This window comes from Acidovorax sp. KPB24-07 (assembly GCF_057543315.1).
On the sequence record NZ_BAAJYS010000758.1, the window covers coordinates 1 to 1,019 of the forward strand.

The 1,019-nt window shown below is 70.9% G+C and carries 1 protein-coding gene; it reads left to right on the forward strand.

The genetic code is table 11. The features are described from left to right. Positions 1-1,019 (forward strand): DUF294 nucleotidyltransferase-like domain-containing protein (locus AC27IQ_RS25590; protein ID WP_487091310.1); only part of this gene is annotated, 1,019 nt, incomplete at both ends.

Sequence of the window (1,019 nt, forward strand, 5' to 3'; positions counted from 1 at the left end):
CACCGTGCGCGCGCGCGTCGCCGAATGGCGCACGCACCCGCGCGTGCAGTCCCTGAGCGACGAGTCGCGCGAGCGGCTGCTGCGGCTGGTGCAACGCACCGCGCGCTGGCTGGCCGAGGGCCAGGTCAACGAAGACGCCGTGGTGCGGCTGATCGGCTGGCTCGAATCGCTGCTGCGCCGCGACATCTACCTGGCGCTGCTGCTGGAGCGCCCCTCGGTCCACGAGCACCTGCTGCACCTGCTGGGCGCCGCGCAGTGGCCCGCCCGCTACATGCTGCAACACCCCGGCGTGATCGACGAACTGGCGGGCGACGCGCTGCTGGCCGAACGCTTCGTGCCGCAGGACTTCGAGCACGAACTGGGGCTGCGCATCGCTTCGCTGCAATCGACCGGCGAGGACGACGACGAGACCCTGCTGAACCTGCTGCGCCGCGCCCACCATGCCGAGACCTTCCGCACGCTGGCGCGCGACGTGGAGCGCCGCATCACCGTGGAGCAGGTGGCCGACGACCTCTCGGCCCTGGCCGACAGCGTGCTGCGCGTGACCGCGCAGTGGTGCTGGAGCCGCCTGAAGAACCGCCACCGCGAGGTGCCGCAGTTCGCCATCATCGGGTACGGCAAGCTGGGCGGAAAGGAGCTGGGCTACGGCAGCGACCTGGACATCGTTTTCGTGTTCGACGACGACGACGACCGCGCGCCCGAGGTGTATTCGGCCTTCGTGCGCAAGCTCATCAACTGGCTCACGGTGAAGACCGCCGAGGGCGACCTCTTCGAGATCGACACCGCCCTGCGGCCCAACGGCAATTCGGGCCTGCTGGTGACCAGCTTCACCGCGTACGCCAACTACCAGCAACGGCGCGGCAGCAACACCGCCTGGACCTGGGAGCACCAGGCCATGACGCGGGCGCGCTTCCTGCTGGGCACTGAAGACCTGGCCCCGGCCGGCCCGCTCGCGCCCCTGCCCGAAGGCAGCGAGGCGCCTGCGGGCAGCGGCCGCAACCTGCGCGAGCGCTTCGACG